Genomic DNA, 19,967 nt, shown 5'->3' on the forward strand with positions numbered 1-19,967 from the left:
TACAGCTAACCCAACTTTCCAAGATCAAGTTTGCGCGCAAATCCCGCTTCTCCGCTAATGGTGACTAATAAGCGGTGGGTCGCGCGAGTCGCACCGACGTAAAACAGCCGCGCCTCCTCATGCTCATCGTCTCCGTCCCCAGGCATCTGCCCAATGCCCGGCAACGCGACAACAGGAAACTCCAGCCCTTTACTGGCGTGCATGGTCAGCACCTTGATGGTGTCCGCACCCGGCTTGAAATCACCCGATGACTTGCGAACCTGATGCGGCAGCTTCTTGCGAGCCAGCGCGTTCGCGCATTCCTCCATCACCGAGTAATGCCGGCAGATGATCGCCATGTCGCCCCAGGCATGGCCTTCCTGGTGCGCATCGCTTAACAGCTCGGCAATCTTGTTGGCTTCATCACGCAAGGTCGGCAAACGAATGATCAGCGGCGCCTGGCCGTCGCGGCCAGAGCTGATCGGCTTGAGCAGCGGAATGCCGTCGTCGTCCTTGTCGTCTGCTGTCAGCAGGTCGGCCGCGATCAGGCTGGCCGTTTGCAGGATCTGCTTGGTGTTGCGGTAGTTGATCTTCAGGATGGTCGTGCGGCCTTGGGCCTGCACGCCCACGCTCTTGAAGCTGAACTGCTTGCTGCGGCTGCGCTCGTAAATGCTTTGCGCATCGTCGTAGAGCAGTAAAAGGCTGTTGGTGGCCGGGTCCACCATTTGCGTGACAAGCTTGAGCCATTCGGGCGCGAAGTCGTGGCCCTCGTCGATCAGCACGGCCTGGTACTGGCCTGAAGGAATCTGCTTGCGGTCCACGGCGCGGATCACGTTGTTCACCATCTCGTCGAACATGTTGGCGCCTTGTGCCGGAATCGCTTGCCCATAGGTCACGAGCTGCTGCCGGCACCAGCGGTGAAAGTTGCGCACATGCACCTTGCCGGCCAGCCCTTTGGCTTCCATCACTGATTCAAGTTTCACGGCCAGCGGCTCGTTGTAGCAAAGAATCAATATGGGTTTGGACGCTGGCGTGTTGGCCTTGGCCAGGTACTCGGCGCGGTAGCCGAGGATCATGGTCTTGCCCGAACCCGCCACGCCGTGAATCACCCGGTGGCCGTCGCCCAGGCTGCGGGCGAGCTGTTCCTGCTGGATGTCCATCACGCGCATGATGCTGGGCAGTTCCGCCTCGGCATCGCTGTCGTCAAACAACGTGCCCGGTGGTTGCACGCGTACTTCGGGGAACATGATCCAGCGCACCCGGTCCAGCTGAGGCAGCGACATGACGCCGCGCATCATGTGCGGAAACATGTCCCACAGCCGGCTCTGGAAGTCTTCGGCGTCCACGGACTCCAGCATTTCGTCCTGGCAGATTACGCGGTGCGGCTCAATCGCATGGTGCAACTCGGCGCTTTCAAACTGCTTGCGCGTGATGTTGCTGAACACCACGCCATAGCTCCACGGAAAAGCCAGCTTGCCTTGGTACTTGCCGTCGGGCTGAACCAGCTGCTTGTCGCGCTGCAAGGCGTCGATGACCTGGTGCGCGTATTGCCGCGCCTGCTCGAGGGGATTGGGAACGGTTTTGGGAATGCCGTCGGGAAGGATCTCCCAGGTCGTCTTGTCGGCGGTTCTGATCGTGCTGAGCCGCCAGTCCTTGACCTCCAGCACCAGCAGCCCGCGCCGGGGATGCATCACGACAAAGTCAGGGTGCGAATACTTGGGACCCACCGGTACGTCGTACCAGAGCAGGTAGTCATCGTCGAGCTTTTTCTCCAGCCGCTCGGCCAGACGTTTCTCGCCACCAGTCATGCGGGAAACGCAGCTGCTGATTGCCGGAATAAGAGTCGCCATTGAAGATTGCCGCCGTTCGATAACACCTGGTTACGAACATCATGCCTGTGATCGTGCGCAGGAGTGCCGGTTTTCTCGGTGATTTTTTTCCCCTTTCGCCGCGCGGACTCTGGGTATTCCCTTGTGGCCGCGGTATGGCCCGCGGGCTTTGAGGGCGAGTGGCTTCGGGTATCGTCGTCCCATCTTTCCAACCTTCAGAGGCTCCCTTGCCAGACGCCATCCACTTCTACGAACCCCGCCACGGCCACGGCTTGCCGCATGACCCTTTCAACGCCATCGTCGGGCCACGGCCGATTGGCTGGATCTCGTCGCAAAACGCGGCCGGGGCGCTGAACCTGGCGCCCTACAGCTTTTTCAACGCCTTCAACTACGTGCCGCCCATCGTGGGTTTTGCCAGCATTGGCTACAAGGACACGGTGCGCAACATCGAGGCCACCGGCGAGTTTGTGTGGAACCTCACCACGCGGGCGCTGGCCGAGCAGATGAACCAGACCTGCGCCGCGGTGCCGCCCGAGGTCAATGAGTTCGAGTTGGCCGGCCTCACGCCCGCGCCCTCGCGCGTGGTGGCGGTGCCGCGTGTGCGGGAGAGCCCGGTGGCGTTCGAGTGCCGGCGCACGCAGGTGCTGCAGCTCGAAGGGGTGGATGGCAGCAAGATTGACACCTGGCTGGTGCTGGGCGAGGTGGTGGCGGTGCACATTGCCAGGGCGCTGCTGAAAGACGGCGTGTACGACACGGCCAACGCCGGCCATGTGCTGCGCGGCGGCGGGCCGGGCGACTACTTCACCGTGGGGCCCGAGCAGTTGTTCCGCATGTACCGGCCGCGCTAGGCGCAATACCGTTCAGTTAAGCCGTTCGCCCTGAGCCTGTCGAAGGGTCGGGTCGCAGACCAACAAGGCTTCGACAAGCTCAGCCCGAACGGGTTTCGTGCTTAACTGAACCGTATTGGCGCTAGGCGCGTCTGGCCAGGCGTTCACCGTTCGGGCGCACCGGCACAGCGCCTAATCCGGTTTGATGTTCCCGTCCCGGATCACCTTGGTCCACTTGGCGCTTTCGTTGCGCAGTGCCACGGCGGCTTCCTGCGGCGTGCTGTAGGTTGCGATCACGCCCTGGGCCAGCAGCGATTCCTTCACGTCTGGCAGGGTCAGGATGGATTTCAGCGCGTCGTTGAGCCTGGTGACGATGGCGGCAGGGGTGCCGGCCGGCGCGGCAATGCCGAACATCGAGCTGACCTCAAAACCTTTCAGACCGGCTTCGGTGGCAGTCGGCACCTCCGGCAGGGTGGCTATGCGCTGGGCGGATGCGGCGGCAATCGCGCGCAGCTTACCGGCCTTGATGTGGCTTTGCGCGGCAGGCGCGGTCTCGATCATGCTGTCAACCTGGCCGCCCATGAGGTCGGTCATGGCGGGGCCGCTTCCCTTGTAGGGCACGTGCAGCATCTGCACGCCGGCGGCGCGCTGGAACATTTCGCCGGCCAGGTGCTGCGGCGAGCCATTGCCGGCGGACGCAAAGCTCAGCGGCGTGGGCCGGGATTTGGCCAAGGCAATGAATTCAGCCAGGGTATTGGCCTTGATCGATGGGTTGACCACAAACACCAGCGGCACGGTGCCGACGATGGCGACGGGCGCGAAACTCTTGTCCATGTCAAAGGTGGCTACCTTCGGGTTCAGCGCCGCGCTGATCGAGTGGCTGGTCATGGCGCCCATGAGCAGGGTGTAGCCGTCGGCCGGTGCCGCTGCCACGGCCGCAGCGCCTATGCTGCCGGCCGCGCCGGCGCGGTTGTCCACAACGACCTGTTGCCCCAGGGCGACTGACAGCTTTTGCGCCATCACCCGTCCAATCACGTCGGTTGCGCCGCCGGGCGGATAGGGCACCACCAGCTTGATCACCTTGTTCGGGTAGTCCTGGGCCAGGACCGGGCCGGTCATGCCAAGCACGGCAGCGGCTGCCATGCCGGCCAGCAGGGCGCGCCGGACAAGGGATTTTTCAAGAGGAAGAGGGCGCAATTTCAAGGGTGTCTCCTGGTGGTTTCAAACCGGTGCGTCGTGAAAAAAAGCCGCCTGATTTTTTTGATTTTTGATCAGGTACGCTTATCGACGCTTGCATCTTATGATCTGTCACTTTACCGCACTGCCTGTCGCGGGCCACTGAATCAACATGACCACCCCTACCTCTTCCAACAGCGCTGCGTCTCATTCCACCACGCCTGAGGATGCCGAATTCGGCATATCGCGGGGCTTGACCAATTACGGCGACAAGGGTTTCTCGCTGTTTCTGCGCAAGGCCTTCATCAAGGGCGCGGGGTATACCGACAGCGCGCTCGAGCGCCCGGTGATCGGCATCGCCAACACCGGCAGCGCCTACAACCCGTGCCACGGCAATGCGCCGCAACTGATCGAGGCGGTCAAGCGCGGCATCATGCTGGCCGGCGGATTGCCGATGGATTTCCCGACGATCTCGGTGCATGAAAGCTTTTCGCAGCCCACCAGCATGTACCTGCGCAACCTCATGTCGATGGACACCGAGGAAATGATTCGCGCGCAGCCGATGGATGCGGTGGTGCTGATCGGCGGCTGCGACAAGACGGTGCCGGCGCAGCTGATGGGCGCGGCCTCGGCGGGCATTCCCGCGATCCAGCTGGTGACCGGCTCCATGCTGACCGGCTCGCACCGCTCCGAACGCGTTGGCGCCTGCACCGATTGCCGCCGCTACTGGGGCAAGTTCCGCGCGGACGAAATCGACGCCGAGGAAATTGGCGCGGTCAACAACCAGCTGGTGGCCAGCGTGGGCACCTGCTCGGTCATGGGAACCGCCAGCACCATGGCATGCATTGCGGAAGCCCTGGGCATCATGGTGCCGGGCGGCGCGTCGGCCCCGGCCGTGACCGCCGACCGGATCCGCATTGCCGAGGAAACCGGCACGCTGGCGGTGCAGATGGCCAAAACCGGCATGACGATTGACCGCATCCTGACGGCCAAGGCATTTGAAAACGCGATGCGCGTGCTGCTGGCGATTGGCGGATCGACCAACGGCATTGTTCACCTGACGGCGATTGCCGGCCGCCTCGGCTTTGAGGTGGACCTGAAGGCGCTGGATCAAATGAGCCGGGAAACGCCGGTGCTGGTCGACCTGAAGCCCTCGGGCCAGCATTACATGGAGGATTTCCACAAGGCCGGCGGCATGGCGTCGCTGCTGCGCGAACTCAAGCCGCTGCTGCACCTCGATGCCCTGACCGTGACCGGCCGAACGCTGGGTGAAGAGCTTGAGCGCGCCGGCCCCGGCTTTGCGCAGGACGTGGTGCGGCCTTTCTCCAACCCGATCTACCCGCAGGGCGGCATCGCGGTGCTGCAGGGCAACCTCGCGCCCGGCGGCGCCATCATCAAGCAGTCGGCGGCGGCGCCGGCGCTGATGGAGCATGAGGGCCGCGTGGTGGTGTTCGAGAACGCGCACGACATGGCGCAGCGCATTGACGCGCCCGACCTCGACGTCAACGCGGACGATATTCTGGTGCTGAAAAACATCGGCCCGACCGGCGCGCCGGGCATGCCCGAAGCCGGTTACCTGCCGATTCCCATGAAGCTGGCGCGCGCGGGCGTCAAGGACATGGTGCGCATTTCCGATGGCCGCATGAGCGGTACCGCGGCCGGCACCATCGTGCTGCACGTCACGCCCGAAGCCGCCATCGGCGGACCGCTGGCGCATGTGCGCAGCGGTGACCGCATCCGCCTCAGCGTGGCCAGGCGCGAACTGAGTCTGCTGGTATCGGACGAGGAGCTGGCCGCGCGCGCGGCGGCCTGCCCGGTCACGCGGCCGAGCGCCGAACGCGGCTACCGCAAGCTTTTCCTCCAGACCGTGACGCAGGCCGACCAGGGCGTGGATTTCGACTTTCTGCGTGCAACGACCATTCGCCAGACCATCCCCGGGGCCAAGTAGGCCGCCGGGCGAGCGCGTGCCATCGCCCGCTGCTTGTTTTACTGGCGCTCGTCTTCAGTCTTCAATCTGCGGCAGTTCCGCCTTCAGCAGGCGCAGGCCCGCCCTCAGCAGATCGTCATAACGCTTGCGTTCGGCGGCGATGGCCTCTGGGGTCCACGGGAAAAAACCTTCGCCGGTTTTCATGCCCAGCCTGCCGCTGGCCACGCGCTCGGACAAGGCTCGGGCCGGCTCGGTAGTGGCGGCAAGCGACGGGTACATCGTTGCCGCAGCCGCGCAGTGCACGTCGATACCGGCATGGTCGCGTTGCAGCACCGGGCCGGCCGCCAGAAAGCGGAAGCCGAAGCCAAAGCGCACGGCCGCATCGACATCTTCCGGCGTGGCCACGCCGGCATCGATCATGGCAAACGCTTCGCGCGCCAGCGCATGCTGCAGCCGGTTGGCGAGAAACCCCGGCAGGTCCTTGCGCACCAGAACCGGCACCATGCCGCAGCCGCGCATGAAGGCCGACAAGGCATCGGCCAGTGGGGCGGCCGATGCCTTGCCGAGCACGACTTCCACCAGCGGCACGAGATGCGCCGGCATGAAAAAATGCAGACCGAGCATGCGCTGCGCGGTCGCCAGGCCTTCTGCAATGGCGGAGATCGGAAAGCTCGAGCTGTTGCTGCACAGCAGCGCATCCGGGCGGCTGCGCTGGACCAGCTCGGCGAACAGCGCCTGCTTGGGTGCCAGTTTCTCGGGGATGCATTCAATGACGAGATCGATCGAGGGCCAGTCCACCTCGTCCAGCGAGGCGCAGGCGGAGACCCGCTCGCGCCTGTGGCCGGCTTCCAGCGCAAGCAGTCCGTTGGTGAAATAGGCGTCGAGCCCCTGCCGGCGGGCATCACCGGGTTCCACGACGATGCAGCGGCAGCCGGCGCGCGCCAGCACCAGGGCGACGTCGGCGCCCATGGTTCCGCCGCCGACGACAAGCGCGCATGCGCGGGAAGGTTTGGGCAGGCCGTTGGACGGGGCGGCAAGCGGTGAGGCGTTGTTGTTGGCGTTGAGGGTATTCATGAGTGGCGAGGTAAAAAAGAAAAAACAGGCTGGCGAAACGGACACGACGGACAGGCGTGCCGGTCAAGCCGCATGGGCTCAAGGCATGCATTACACCGCGCTGATGCCTCCATCCACGGCGATGCTTTGACCGGTGATGTGGCGCGACGCTTCGGACGCGAGAAACACCACCACGCCCTTGAGGTCGTCGTCGCCGCCGATGCGGTGCAGGGGTGCGCGCGCAATCACCGTTTCTGCGACCTTTTCCAGCAGCCCGGCAGACATCCTGGAAGGAAAGAACCCCGGGCAAATCGCGTTCACGTTGATGTTGTACTTGCCCCATTCGGAAGCCAGCGCGCGCGTGAAATTGACGGCGGCGCCTTTGGAGGTGTGATAGGCGATGGTGCTGACGTTGGTGGCGCTGCCGCGCAGGCCGGCGACGGAGGCGATGTTGATGATCTTGCCGGCTTTGTTCGGAATCATGCAGCGGCGCGCCACTTCCCGCGACAGGAAAAAGAGGGCGTCCACATTCAGGCCCAGCACCTTGTGCCAGGCCTCGTCCGGGTAGTCTTCCGCGGGAGCGCCCCATGTGGCGCCGGCGTTGTTGACGAGAATGTCGATGGTGCCGAAGCGTTGCAGCACCTGATCGACCATGGCGGGGATCTGGTCGGTTTTTGACAGGTCATTGACAAGGGTCAGGACCTCGATGTTCATTTTTTCGAGATGTGTCTTCGCCTCGGCCAGCTCCTCGGCCTTTCGCGCCGTGATCGCCAGCCTGCAACCCATTTCACCCAAAGCCTGCGCCATCTGCAGGCCCAGCCCGCGCGAACCGCCGGTGATCAGTGCGACTTTTCCATCCAGCTTGAACAATTCTTTCACGTTCATCTTGCCGTCTCCTTATCCAAGAATGACCGAATCGCCGGCTCGCCAGTCCATGCGAACCAACCCTTTTCAAATCCTTTTGCGCCCGAGCACAGCGCACAGGACATCGGGCCAGCAGGCTCAGCCGCGCTGACTGTGGGCAGAAACGCAAAAGCGACCGCACGCCCGGGCGCGAAAAATCAGTTGGTGGATTTACAGGCCGGGCATGAAGGGCTACGATGGCCCGAGTTTTCGTGACGCACCGTATGTGTACATATTAACGACAAATACAGGAGACCTCGCCCATGCCAAGCCAGTCACTCAAGTCACTCCCGTCACTCCCGCGGATGGCCGCCCTCCTGGGCGTGCTGCTCAGCCTGCTGCTGCCCCCGGCCCAGGCCCAGACCGGCGCCTGGCCCACCATGCCCGTCAAGATTGTGGTGACCTTTCCGCCGGGCGGCGCGCCGGACACGCTGGCGCGCATACTGGCCGACAAATGGGGCCAGTCGCTGGGGCAGACCTTCACGGTGGACAACAAGCCCGGCGCGGGCGGCAACATCGGCTCTGACTTTGTGGCCAAAAGCGCCGGCGACGGCAACACCCTGCTGATTGCCACGGTGGGCACCCACGCCATCAACCCCGCGCTGTACGCCAGCATGCCGTACAACCACATCAAGGATTTCACGCCCATCAGCTTCCTGGCGGCCACGCCCAATCTGCTGGTGGTCAACAACGCGGTGCCGGCCAAAAACGTCAAGGAGCTGATCGCGCTGGCCGGCAAGACGCCGCTGACCTTTGGTTCCTCGGGCAGCGGCACCTCGATCCACCTCTCGGGCGAGCTGTTCAACACGCTGGCCGGCGTCAAGATGCAGCACATCCCCTACAAGGGCCGCGCGCAGGCCGTGCCCGACCTGCTGGGCGGGCGCATCACCATGATTTTCGACAACATGCCTTCGGCCCTGCCGCTGGTCAAGTCGGGCGATGTGCGCGCCCTGGCCGTGACCAGCGCCACCCGCTCGGCGGCCGCGCCGAACATCCCCACGATGGCCGAGGCCGGCCTGCCGGGCTTTGAAGCCTCGTCCTGGTTCGCGCTGATGGCGCCGGCCGGTCTGCCCAAAAATGTGCTGGCCCGCATCAACGCGGAGACCCTGCGGGTGATGGCCATGCCCGATGTGAAGGAAAAACTCGCGCTGCTGGGCCTGGACCTGGCCCCGGGCAGCCCGGAGGCGCTGGCCAGCCACATCCAGAGCGAAACCATCAAGTGGGCCAAGGTGGTCAAGGACTCCGGCGCCAAGCTCGATTAAAGTCACCTCACAGTCACCTCACCCACTTTTTGAACCCGCCCCATGAACATGAACATTGCCTCCCTCAAGCAAGTCGTCAGCGCCGAAGAATGGCAGCTGCGCGTGGACCTGGCCGCCTGCTACCGGCTGGTGGCGCTCTACGGCTGGAGCGACCTGGTCTTTACCCACATCAGTGCGCGGGTGCCGGGGCCGGAGCACCACTTCCTGATCAACCCCTACGGCCTGATGTTTGACGAGATCACCGCGTCGTCGCTGGTCAAGGTGGACCAGGCATGCAACAAGGTGATTGACTCGCCCTACCCGGTGAACCCGGCCGGTTTTGTGATCCACAGCGCCGTGCACGAGGCGCGGCACGACATGCAGTGTGTGCTGCACACGCACACCCGCGCGGGTGTGGCCGTCAGCGCGCAGAAGTGCGGCATCTTGCCGATCTCGCAGCAGTCGGCCTTTGTGCTGGCCTCGCTGGGTTACCACGACTACGAAGGTGTGGCCTTCCGCGACGACGAGAAGCCGCGCCTGCAGAAAGACCTGGGTAGCGCGCGGCACCTGGTGCTGCGCAACCATGGCCTGTTGACGGTGGGCGAAACGATTGCCGACGCCTTCATGAACATGTACCGCTTTGAAAGCACCTGCCAGATCCAGCTCAGCGCGCAGGCCGGTGGCGAGCTGATTCATTTCCCCGAGCAAATCTACACCGGCGACGACCGCGCGGCCACGTATGTGCGCGGCGGCGGCATGGGCGGCCCCTTTGTCTGGCCGGCGCTGCTGCGCAAGCTGGACCGCCTTGACACCAGCTACAAGGACTGAACCGCAGCCCTTTTTCTTGCCCTCTCGCCCTCCGGGAGAGGGAGTCAAACCAGCCCAGACGACCTGAGTAGTTGCGTTTGTGCGTCGAATCGGCCTCCAGCCCTTGTGGGGTAAGCGCAAGCAGCTATCAAAAGCAGAGCGAGTAGAAGGCCCGCAAGTCGCCCTCAGGCGGCCGCGGTGTTGGTCACTTCGCTGACCTGTACCTTCATGTTGCTGACTTCCAGCGGCTGCGGGCCGTAGTCGGAGATGAAGGCCACATCGGCGGCGTCGCGGCCATAGGCCAGCACGATGCGGCCGCCGCGCGGCGCTTTCTGCGTGGCGTCAAAGGTGTACCAGCGCCCGCCCACAAAGGCCTCGAACCAGGCGTGCAGGTCCATCGGGTCCAGCGCGTGCAGGTAACCCACCACCATGCGCGCGGGAATCTGCAGGCTGCGGCACAGCGCGATGCCCACATGCGCAAAGTCGCGGCACACGCCGGCGCCGTGGGCCAGCGAGTCCATGGCGTCGGTGCTGGCGTCGCTCACGCCGTATTGGTAGTCGAGGTTGGCGTTGATCCAGCCGCGGATGGTTTCTGCCTGCGCATAACCGGGCGGCGTGTCGCCGACGATCTCGCGCGCTTTTTCCGACATCTTGTCCGACGGGCAGTAGCGGCTTTGCAGCAGGTAGAGCAGCACGTCGTCGGGCAGCTCGGCCACGGGCGTGTGCGGCGCATCGGGCTGCACCGCGATCTGGTCCTCGACCTCCATCACCACTTCAACCTCGATGCGCATCTCACCGGCCGGCAGCACCAGGCGCTGGCACAGGTTGCCGTAGCTGTCCACGTACTCGGTGGTCGGCACCCAGGGCTGCAGCTCATAACGGTCGCTGACGATCCACTGCGCCTGGCCGCTGCGCGGGCGCAGCATGGCAACGATGGGACAGTCGGCGGCCGTGTTCACGGTCATGGTGCAGGTGGCTTTGAGTTTCATGGCGGCTCAGGCGTGGGTGGCCTGCGGCGCCGGCTGGGGCAACACGGTGAAGGCCAGCGCGCCCAGCGCCAGCAGCGCGGCAATGCTGGCCAACACGGCGGTGAAAGGCTCCACGCCGTGGGCCGAGGCCACGGAGGCCACCACGCCGGTGAACCACTGCATGGTGGCCACGCCCAGAAACATCGCCATGGTGAAGACCGACAGGGCGCGGCCGGTCATGGCCGCGGGGTAGGCGGCGCGCACGTCGGCGTATTGAAGAATCATGTAACCCGACAGCAGGCCGATGACGATGGGCGCCGCCACGTCGATGAGCGCGTTGTGCGTGAAGGAAAACGCGGCAAACAGGCCGGCCACCCCCAGCGTGAAGCCGGTGATCCAGCGGCGCCGCGTGGCCGGCCCGGGGTCGAACCGGCCGAACAGCGGCGGGCCGGCCAGCGACACCAGCGACATCACCAGCGCCACGTTGCCGCTTTGCACCAGTGAAAAGCCGTGCCGCTCGATCAGCAGCGGCCCCAGCCACAGGCCGCGCAGCGAGACGAAGGACGCATAGCCCACACTGGCCAGCAACAAAATGCCCCAGGTGTGCGGCAGCGTGAACAGCGCGCCAAAGCCGGCCAGGGCCTGGCCCACGGACTCTTTCTTTTTCAGCGCGTCCATGGGGTGGGCCGGTTCGTGCACCAGCGCCCAGATCAGCCCCCAGGCCAGCACGCCCCAGCCGCCCAGCACCCAGAAACCCATGCGCCACGAGCTGGCCTCGATCAGCCAGGCCAGCGGCGTGCCGGTCAGCAGCAGGCCGATGCCGCCCACACTCATGGCCAGGCCCGAGATGGCGGCAAAGCGGTGCGCCGGCATGTGCCGCGCGATGAACACCGTGCACACCAGAAAGGCCGGCGCACAGCCGATGCCGATCAGCACCTGGCCGGCCACCAGCATGCCGAAACTGGTGGACAGCGCCGACACGGCCGCGCCGGCAATCGCCACCGGAAACGCGGTGAGCACGGTGCGCCGCACGCCGTGCAGGTCAATGCCTATGCCCATGAACAGCTGCATGGCGCCAAAGGCAAAGTGAAAGGCGCCGGCAAACAGGCCCAGCGATTGGGCGCTCAGGCCAAAGTCAGCCTGCAGCGGCGTGGCCATGATGGCGGCCACGGTGCGGCAGGCCTGGCTCAGCGCAAACGCGGTGATCAGCGCAAACAGCATGACCCAGATGGCGCGCGGGGGAATGGCGCGGGGGTCAGGCAAGGCGGGCGACGCGTGTGCGGCGTGGGGTGGCGAGGGGGCGGCGGTCATGCCGGTGAGGTTACACGACCTGCCTGGCGCGCGGAACGACCTGCAGGGTCATGGTTTCCGGATCGGGTCCGGCGTGACAGCCGGGTGCGGGATAAAAACGGGAAGGAGCTTCAGCCTCAGTGCATCAGGCCGGTCTGGCTGGGCGGCAACGCCAGGCCGTCGAGGCTGTCGGCATGGGCCCTGCAATAGGCCACCAGTTCTTCCAGGTCGGCGGATTTGTCGAACACCCGGTCGGCGCCCAGCTGCAGGCAGCGGTCCGTGATGTTCTTGTGGCAATAACTGGTGAGCACCACCACCTTCTGGTTCGGCTTGCGGCCCTGGCAGTCGCGCAACACGCCAAAGCCGGAACCCTCGCTGAGGAAAAGGTCAACAATGGCCAGCTGCCAGTCGTCGTTGAAGGTGCGCAGCCATTGGCAGGCTGCGGCCTCGCTGGCGGCATGACCGACGAATTTGAGCGGCGCCACTTCTTCCATGGCTTCGACCACGGTGTCGCGTATCTCGGGCTTGTCTTCGACAAGGAAAGTGCTGAGCAACATGGCTCCCCTTTTAATGAAGGGGTAACCGTACGCCGCTGCGGCGGCTGCACCTGTGGGCCAGGGGCGCCTTGGCCTGTAGGCGTTATCCCACGTGTCGCGCAGGGCCTGCGTTTATAGCAAAACAGGGCTCTAGCCCATGTCAGACGGGCGCGGACAGCTATGAAAAAAGTAGCGATCCCGGAGGCGAGCTATCCAATCAGCTTGGGCAGCCAGGTCGCAATCGCCGGCATCCAGAACACCGCCGCGAGCAGGATCAGGCTCATGACCACATAAGGCACGACCGCGATGAAGATGTGTCCCATGGTGACCGACGGCGGCGCCACGCCGCGCATGGTCATCAGGAGCAGGCCGTGCGGCGGCAGCAGCAGGCCCAACTGCATGCAGATCAGGAACATCACCCCGAACCAGATCGGGTCGATGCCGAGTGCCTGCACGATGGGCATGAAGATGGGCAGCGTGATCATCATCATGCTGACCTGGTCGACAAAGATACCCAGGAAAATCAGCATCAGCATCATGCCGACCACAATCATGTTGGTCGACAGGCCCTGGCCGGTGATGAACTGCACCAGGCCGCTGCTGGCGCCCGAGAACGACAGAATCTGCGCAAAGGTCGTGGCGCCCAGGATGATGAACAGAATCATGCCCGAGATGCCGGCCGTGCCCTTGAGCGCCTTGATCACCGCGTCCCAGGTCAGCACGCGGTAACACAGGGCCAGCAGCATGGTGGCAAAGGCGCCAAGGGCGGCGCATTCGGTCGGGGTGGCCCAGCCAGCGGCCAGCGCGCCCACCACCACGCCGAAGATCGACAGCGTAGGCAGCACATAGGCAAAAAACAGGCTCCAGCGTGCCCAGCCGCGGTGTTGCACCACGTCGTCCCTGTCGGCCGGCGCGAGCTTGGGGCTGATGCTGACGCGGATGATGATCCACAGCACAAAGGCCACCGAAAGAATCACGCCCGGAATCACGCCGCCGATGAGCAGCTTGGAAATCGAGATGCCCGACAGCGAACCCAGCAGCACCGTCAGTGCCGAGGGCGGAATCAGCATGTCCACCGCACCGATGGCCATGATGGGGCCGGTGGCAATCGTCGGGTGGTAGCCGCGCGCCAGCATGATGGGCAGCATCAGCGAGCCCAGCATGGCGGTGGTGGCAATCGTCGAGCCCGAGATCGCCGAGAACACCGTGCCGGCCACCACGGCCACCACGGCCAACCGGCCAGGAACACGTTTGATCAGGCGCTCCACGCCTTCAATGACCTTGAGCGCCAGGCCGGTGTGGAACAGGATCTCGCCCATCAGCACAAACAGCGGAATCGGCGTCAGTGAAAAAGCCGTGACCGAAGTCACGCTGCTGCGTGCCAGCTGCATCAACCCGGGTTCGCCGCCCATGTAAAGCCAGGCGCCGATGATGTTGATGGTGATGAAGGTCAGCGCCACCGGCATGCCGATGAACAGCAGCACGGTGGAGCCACCCAGCATCAGCCAGGCGGCCAGGCCCCAGCCGCTCATGACAGCACCCTGGCGCTACGCGCCTTCCCGCCAAGCGGGAGCGATCCATTCTTCGGGCGGCCGTGCGAATGGATCATGCCGAACCCACGGCGTCGTGGCGCGGAGCGCGCGGGCCGCGTTGCAGCCGGATCATGCGAAAAATCATTTCAATTCCAAGAAGAACAAAGACCAGTGGCAGCGGCGCCAGTGCCCACCATTCGGGGGTGACCAGGGTCTTGATGTTGACGGCGCCCGAGGTATAGCTTGACCAGGCGGCCTGCGTGCCATACCAGGCGATCACCACGCAGCAGGCGAAGCCGATCAGGTCGCCGACCCATTCGAGCGTCCAGGCCAGCCGGGGCGGCAGCGCCTGCAGCATGATGTCGACCCGGATGTGCTGGCCCTGGCGCAGCAGCCAGGGCGCCACACACATGGTGATTAGGTAGAGCATGAGTTCGGAGATTTCATTGCTCCAGGCCAGGCCTTGCGGCAAGCCGGGAATGGGCAGGTTGCGCAGTGCCACATCGGCCACGATGATCAGCATCATGGCCATCAGGATGGCGCAGCCGAGCATGGCCAGCGCGCTGAGCGCCCTGCCGTAGTGGGTCGACAGGCGGTCAATCATGAGTCAAGCCACCGCAGCCAGAACACAGGCGGGTGAGGCGGCCATGCGCCGGCTGCGGCTTCCTCTTCATTTGGAAAACAGCGCCTTGAAGCGGGCGGCGATGTCCGGGCTCTGCTTGGTCGCACCGGCCCAGCCGATGTCGTAAGCCTTGTCGCGGAAGGCCTTGGACGTGGCGGCATCAAACTGGATGGTCTGGATGCCGGCGGCCTGCTGGCGTGCGGTTTCCGTGGTGGTGTACTTGGCCCAGAAGGTGTTTTCGGCTTCGAGCGCGAGCAGCTGTTTTTGCAGGTAGTTGCGCTGCGTGTCGGTGAGCTTTTTGTACGCCGGCAGGTTCATGATCAGCGAGACTTCGGCGTCGTAGAAACCGGGGTCAATGCGGAACTTGGTTTTTTCGTGCCAGTTCAAGTCGAAAATGCCGCCGATCGGCCAGCCGTAACCGTCGACCACACCGCGCTCGAGCGCGGTGTAGACCTCGCCCGGTGGCGTGGTGATGACGTTGGCATTGAGCGACTGGAAGAAGTCGCGGTACACCGGGGTGATGCGGATCTTCTGGCCAGTCAGGTCGGGTTTGTCGACTTTCTTGTTGGTGTAGATGTGGAAGGGCTGGTTCTCGACCATGCGGGCCAGGTACTGCATGTTGCCCTTCTCGTTCCAGACCTTGTTGATCGCGTTGAAGGCGCCGTTCTTGCGCTGCTCGGCCACGGGGATCTGGGTGAGCTTGAGGAAGTCGGCCTCGGGCATGACGTTGGTGTAGAACGCGCCGGTGTTCAGCGCCATGTCGACCACGCCGGTTTTCACCGCGTTGCCGGCTTCAAAGGTTGGGATGGCTTTCGGGCCGCCGAGGAAATTGATCTGCAGCACGCCCTTGCCTTCGGCGTTGACCTTGGCGATCCAGGGCTGCAGGCGCTGCACGTAAATGCCGTTTTCGGCAAACGCACTGACGAGGCGCAGCGTGACTTCCTGCGCGGCGACGCCGCCCGAAAAACTGGCGGCGACCAGCACGGCCGAAACCGTCCTGACGGTGTTTAAAAAGCTGACTTTCATGGGGTCTGTCTCCTGTTGGTTTGTTATCGATGATCCGCTCTGCACAAACACCCGTCAATGCGGGCGACTACCACTGAGGTTGTTTTTGGCAAACATAACACCTTGCCGTTCGGGCTGAGCCTGTCGAAGCCTGTCCCGAGCAGGACGAAGGGCCCTTCGACAGGCTCAGGGCGAACGGTAGTGAAGTAACTGTCATTCATGGATGGCCTCCCATACGCGCGGCGCTGGCCTACACCGTGGCCAGCATCTGGTCCAGCGCCTTGCCGCTGTCGTCGGCCAGCGCGGCCTGGCTCAGGGCCTGCAATGTCTGGGCGCCCTGCGGCAGGGTCTGGAGTTGCGGCAGCTTGGCCATCACGCGCTGGTAGCTGCGCCAGCCGCGTTCATGGGTGTCGCCGTAACCCTTGACCAGCCGCTGCGAGCGCGCCACTTCCAGCGCCAGCGCCGGATGGGTGGTCGCCAGGTTTTCGATGCTGGCCAGCCAGCCGCTGATGCGCTGCTGCTCCACCTGGAAACGCAGCGAGCGCGGGCGCAGTGGGCGCAACGCGGCAATGGCGTACAGCAGCAGGTAGCCGCGTATCGAGCTGGTCTGCACGATGCGGCCCTTGCGCGTGAAGGGCTCGATGCAGGCACGCGCCCAGGGCGTGGCCAGCAGCCAGCGCCCAAGGCCGGCCGGCAGCGTGTCGGCAATTTCCTCGACGCGCGGATGCAGAAACTCGTTGATGCCCAGGTGCTGCGCGTTGCTCAATTTGACTTCGCCGCCGACGCGCGCAAAACGCGAGCGCCGGGTTTTCAGGTCGGCCACACGCACGGTGTCTTCGTACGACATCCACAGCGCCAGGTGGCGCGCGGTTTCGTCCAGCAGCTCGGCGGCCAGCGCAGGGTCGGCCGGCAGGCGGGCCAGCAGCGGCTGCAGGCGGTCCAGGTAGGCCGCGGCGTAGGCCACATCCTGGTAGTCGGCCGCACGCACAATGCCAGCGGCCAGCGTCGCATGGCTGGTGGCCGGAAAGTCCTGTTCAATGCGCTGCGCCAGTGCCGCGAGCCGCGCGCCGACCGGCGGCATGGGCGTGGCGGCTGGCAGGGCCGCTGCGGGGGCAGGCGGTGCCAGCGTTTGCTGCGCCACGGCAAAACCCGCGGCAAAGGCCTGGAGGCTGGATTTCACGCCGACGCCGCCGCGCGTGATCGTCGCTTCGAACTGCGCGCGGGTAAAGGGCAGGCGGCCGGTGGCGGCCAGCGCGCCATACAGCGTGGGGCTGATCAGGCTGCCGGTGTCTTCGGCCAGCCGGGCAAAGTCGGCGCTGATGAAATGCCGGGCCGCGGCGCGCCCGCCTTCGAGCAGCTTGTCGGAGCTGACCCGGCCATCGCCCATGGCGGTGCGTTCGGTCATGGAATACACGCGGTGCGTGGAGGCCACAAAGGTGGTGCGGTTGGCCGTGACCAGGCCGCGCTGCAGTGCGCGGCCGGCTTCCATCAGTTCCGAGGCAATCACGATGTCGACCTCGCCGGGCACCGGGCTCAGCGCCATGACCGGCATGCGGCCCGCGGGCACGGCGGCTTCGGGGAACATCTCGAGGTAATACACGGTGGCGCCGGTGCGCTGCGCCACGCCGGGCACCGAGGTGGTCTGCGCGAAGTAGCCGTTCTGCTCGGCCAGGTCCACCAGCCAGTCGGCCAGCACGCCGCCGCCTTCGCCGCCCATGGCGAGAATCGCGATCGTGATGCTGCGCACGGGCGTCCGTTCGCCCTGAGCTTGTCGAAGGGTGCCGCCCGAGGTGGCCTCCGTTCGTCCTGAGCTTGCCTGTCCTGAGCTTGTCGAAGGGGTCGAAGGATGGGGCGGCCCGGCGGCGCTCAGTGCGGGACGGCCCGATGTCAGCAGTGTTTCAGTCATGCCGCAATCCCTTCCAGCCGGCGCTCGATGCGATTTTGCAGCCAGCCGATCACCGCGGTGCGCAGCTTCAGCTTGAAGCCGTCCCAGGCGGTCGGGTTGTTGATGATTTCGGCGCGGTAAAAAGACGGGCACAACACCGCGGCGTGCGCCACTTCGCCGCACAGGCCGCAGCCGACGCAGCTGTCGATCACGGTGGCAATCGGGTCGCGCCGCAGCGGGTCGGGGTTGGGCTTGATGGTCAGCGAGGGGCAGCCCGAGAGCCGGATGCACGAGTGGTCGCCGGTGCAGGTGTCGGGGTCGATGCCGAAACGTTCGCGCACCACACGCTCGCCGCCGGCGATCATCTTGCGGATCTGCGGCTTGACGCGGCGCTGGCGGTTCAGCATGCATTCGCTTTGCGCAATGATGACCTTGGGGCCTTTTTCTTTCGTGGTCAGCGCTTCGCGCAGGGTGTCGCGCATCTGCGCCAGGCTGTAGGTGTTGGTCACCGTTTTGGCCCATTTCACGCCGACGCCGCGCACGGCTTTCTCGATCGGGTTGTTGGTGCTGCGCAGCGGGTTGACGGCCTTGGACGACAGCACGTCCTGCCCGCCGGTGGCGGCCGAATAACCGTTGTCCACCACCAGCAACACATTGTCGGTCTGGTTGAACACGGCGTTGCCGACGCCGCTGGTCAGCCCGTTGTGCCAGAAGCCGCCGTCGCCCATCATGGCGATCGTGCGCTTGGAGGTTTCGCTGGTGTTGAAGGCCGAGGCCCCGGCCCAGCCCAGGCCGTAACCCATGGTGGTGGCGCCGATGTTGAAAGGCGGCAGGATGGAAAACAGGTGGCAGCCGATGTCGCAGCTCACATGGTGCTGGCCGAGCTCGCGCTCGAGCAGCTTCATCGCGGTGAAGATCGGACGCTCGGGGCAGCCGGTGCAAAACGAGGGCGGCCGGGCCTGCACTTCGGCGGCGGCCGCCTGGATCGCAAAGGCCTTGGGGTTGCCGCTAAGGACCGCCAGGCCGGTGGCCGCGGGCCGCGCCGCCAGCGGCAGCTCGCGGCCTTCCAGCAGCTCGGGCGCGTAGAGGGTGATGAAGCGGGCCAGGCCCTTGAGCACCACGCCGCCGGTGTATTCGCCGGCCATGGGCAACACGTCCTTGCCGTGTACGCGGGTCTGCAGGTCGGCCCGGCGCAGGATGGTGTTGACGTTTTGCTCGATGAAGTCGGGCTGGCCTTCCTCGACCAGCAAAATGCCGCGCTTGCCGGCGCAGAAGCGCTTGAACTCGTCGTCGATCAGCGGGTAGGTCAGGTTCAGCACATACAGCGGCACCTGCGACTGCCCGAACGCATCGGCCAGGCCCAGCAGCTCGAGCGAGCGCAGCACGCTGTTGTACAGCCCGCCTTGCATGACGATGCCGAAGTCTTTCGCATCTTCGGCAAAAAACTCGTTGAGCTGGTGCTGCTGGATGAACTTCACCGCAGCCGGCCAGCGTTCGGTGATTTTTTCCTGTTCCTGCGCATAGCTGGCCGGCGGCAGCACGATGCGGCTGGCGTCGCGCTGCGGGTTTTCCATCGCGTCCTTCAGCGTGAAGGCCGAGCGCTTGTTGTCCTTGGTCGGGAAACGCCCGTGCACATGGCAGGCACGTATACGCAGCTCCAGCATCACCGGCGTGCGGCTGGCCTCGGAGAGTTCAAAGCCCATTTCCACGGCCTGCACAATGCTTTCCAGGTTGGGGCGCGGGTCCATCAGCCAGACTTGCGACTTCATGGCAAAGGCGTGCGAGCGCTCCTGCATGATGCTCGAGCCCTCGCCGTAGTCCTCGCCGACGATCAGCAGCGCGCCGCCGGTCACGCCGCCCGAGGCCAGGTTGGCCAGCGCGTCGGAGGCGACGTTGGTGCCGACGGTGGACTTGAAGGTCACGGCGCCGCGCAGCGGGTAGTTGACGGACGCGGCCAGTGTGGCGGTGGCGGTGGCTTCGGAGGCGCTGTGCTCGAAACGCACGCCGAGCTCCTGCAGGATGTCGTTGGCGTCGGTCAGCACGTCCATCAGGTGCGAAATCGGTGCGCCCTGGTAGCCGGCGACATACGCCACGCCCGACTGCAGCAGCGCCTTGGTGACGGCCAGGATGCCTTCGCCGCGAAACTCTTCCCCCGCGCCCAGACGCAGTTTTTCCACCTCGGCGGCAAACGAACGTTCAGCCATGCGCCGTCCCGTTGGCCGCAACGGCGTCCAGGGTCTGAAAAATAGGTGCTTGCTGCATCAATGGCCTTCCGTTTGCAGCGCAATTTACGCAGCTTGAAGGCATCATGCAAATGGATTGTATGAATGAAGCACATTCGTTTGATCAATAATTCGGGACAACCCTGAGAACCCTTCCCAGAATTT

16 protein-coding genes are annotated in these 19,967 nt (G+C 64.8%); 4 read left to right on the forward strand and 12 right to left on the reverse strand.

From position 1 onward, the window contains the following. Window positions 1–5: 5 nt before the first annotated feature. Window positions 6–1,829 (reverse strand): DEAD/DEAH box helicase, encoded by a 1,824-nt coding sequence (locus B7G52_RS07010; protein WP_170954700.1) that lies wholly within the window; start codon window positions 1,827–1,829, stop codon window positions 6–8. 206 nt (window positions 1,830–2,035) lie between these two features. Here B7G52_RS07010 and B7G52_RS07015 point away from each other — a divergent pair, with 206 nt between their 5' ends. After that, the gene (locus tag B7G52_RS07015; RefSeq protein ID WP_096696909.1) at window positions 2,036–2,656 is read left to right on the forward strand and encodes a flavin reductase family protein; all 621 of its coding nucleotides are present in this window, start codon (window positions 2,036–2,038) and stop codon (window positions 2,654–2,656) included. Window positions 2,657–2,827: 171 nt separating this feature from the next. Here B7G52_RS07015 and B7G52_RS07020 read toward each other — a convergent pair whose 3' ends face one another. After that, complete coding sequence (locus B7G52_RS07020; RefSeq protein WP_096696910.1) at window positions 2,828–3,778, reverse strand: tripartite tricarboxylate transporter substrate binding protein; 951 nt, start codon at window positions 3,776–3,778, stop codon at window positions 2,828–2,830. 205 nt (window positions 3,779–3,983) lie between these two features. Here B7G52_RS07020 and B7G52_RS07025 point away from each other — a divergent pair, with 205 nt between their 5' ends. Beyond that, on the forward strand, window positions 3,984–5,759 hold the full coding sequence (locus B7G52_RS07025) for an IlvD/Edd family dehydratase (protein ID WP_096696911.1): 1,776 nt from the start codon (window positions 3,984–3,986) through the stop codon (window positions 5,757–5,759). 54 nt (window positions 5,760–5,813) lie between these two features. On the opposite strand, the gene B7G52_RS07030 is transcribed toward B7G52_RS07025, so the two are convergent. Together B7G52_RS07030 and B7G52_RS07035 are read right to left on the reverse strand one after the other, a co-directional pair. Then, entirely contained in the window at window positions 5,814–6,812 is a 999-nt protein-coding gene (locus B7G52_RS07030) for a 3-hydroxyacyl-CoA dehydrogenase family protein (protein WP_096696912.1), read from the reverse strand. A 90-nt stretch (window positions 6,813–6,902) separates the two neighbouring features. Then, entirely contained in the window at window positions 6,903–7,676 is a 774-nt protein-coding gene (locus B7G52_RS07035; protein WP_096696913.1) for an SDR family oxidoreductase, read from the reverse strand. Window positions 7,677–7,957: 281 nt separating this feature from the next. Between B7G52_RS07035 and B7G52_RS07040 the strand changes: the two genes are divergently transcribed. Then, window positions 7,958–8,956, forward strand: coding sequence for a tripartite tricarboxylate transporter substrate binding protein (locus B7G52_RS07040; protein WP_240523352.1), 999 nt, complete (start codon window positions 7,958–7,960; stop codon window positions 8,954–8,956). Between the two features lie 42 nt (window positions 8,957–8,998). Continuing rightward, window positions 8,999–9,763 carry a class II aldolase/adducin family protein gene (locus B7G52_RS07045; RefSeq protein WP_096696915.1) on the forward strand — a complete coding sequence of 255 codons (765 nt, stop codon included), beginning with the start codon at window positions 8,999–9,001 and terminating at the stop codon, window positions 9,761–9,763. Between the two features lie 164 nt (window positions 9,764–9,927). Here the strand turns inward: B7G52_RS07045 and B7G52_RS07050 are convergent, their stop codons facing one another. From B7G52_RS07050 to B7G52_RS07085, 8 genes are all read right to left on the reverse strand, one after another. Next, on the reverse strand, window positions 9,928–10,731 hold the full coding sequence (locus B7G52_RS07050; protein ID WP_096696916.1) for a transglutaminase family protein: 804 nt from the start codon (window positions 10,729–10,731) through the stop codon (window positions 9,928–9,930). A 6-nt stretch (window positions 10,732–10,737) separates the two neighbouring features. After that, entirely contained in the window at window positions 10,738–12,021 is a 1,284-nt protein-coding gene (locus B7G52_RS07055; protein ID WP_170954701.1) for an MFS transporter, read from the reverse strand. A gap of 116 nt (window positions 12,022–12,137) precedes the next feature. Continuing rightward, window positions 12,138–12,557, reverse strand: coding sequence for a response regulator (locus tag B7G52_RS07060; protein ID WP_096696917.1), 420 nt, complete (start codon window positions 12,555–12,557; stop codon window positions 12,138–12,140). 188 nt (window positions 12,558–12,745) lie between these two features. Next, on the reverse strand, window positions 12,746–14,068 hold the full coding sequence (locus B7G52_RS07065; protein ID WP_096696918.1) for a TRAP transporter large permease subunit: 1,323 nt from the start codon (window positions 14,066–14,068) through the stop codon (window positions 12,746–12,748). Between the two features lie 73 nt (window positions 14,069–14,141). Then, window positions 14,142–14,672, reverse strand: a complete 531-nt coding sequence (locus B7G52_RS07070; protein ID WP_240523353.1) for a TRAP transporter small permease — start codon at window positions 14,670–14,672, stop codon at window positions 14,142–14,144. A gap of 66 nt (window positions 14,673–14,738) precedes the next feature. Then, window positions 14,739–15,716 (reverse strand): TRAP transporter substrate-binding protein DctP, encoded by a 978-nt coding sequence (dctP, locus tag B7G52_RS07075; RefSeq protein WP_096696919.1) that lies wholly within the window; start codon window positions 15,714–15,716, stop codon window positions 14,739–14,741. A gap of 229 nt (window positions 15,717–15,945) precedes the next feature. Continuing rightward, window positions 15,946–17,601 carry an indolepyruvate oxidoreductase subunit beta family protein gene (locus B7G52_RS07080; RefSeq protein ID WP_096696920.1) on the reverse strand — a complete coding sequence of 552 codons (1,656 nt, stop codon included), beginning with the start codon at window positions 17,599–17,601 and terminating at the stop codon, window positions 15,946–15,948. Then, window positions 17,598–19,784 carry an indolepyruvate ferredoxin oxidoreductase subunit alpha gene (locus B7G52_RS07085; RefSeq protein WP_096696921.1) on the reverse strand — a complete coding sequence of 729 codons (2,187 nt, stop codon included), beginning with the start codon at window positions 19,782–19,784 and terminating at the stop codon, window positions 17,598–17,600. Before B7G52_RS07085 ends, B7G52_RS07080 begins: the two co-directional genes overlap by 4 nt. Between the last annotated feature and the right edge of the window lie 183 nt (window positions 19,785–19,967).

The sequence above is a fragment of the Polaromonas sp. AER18D-145 genome (assembly GCF_002379095.1).
Classification (GTDB): domain Bacteria; phylum Pseudomonadota; class Gammaproteobacteria; order Burkholderiales; family Burkholderiaceae_C; genus Polaromonas.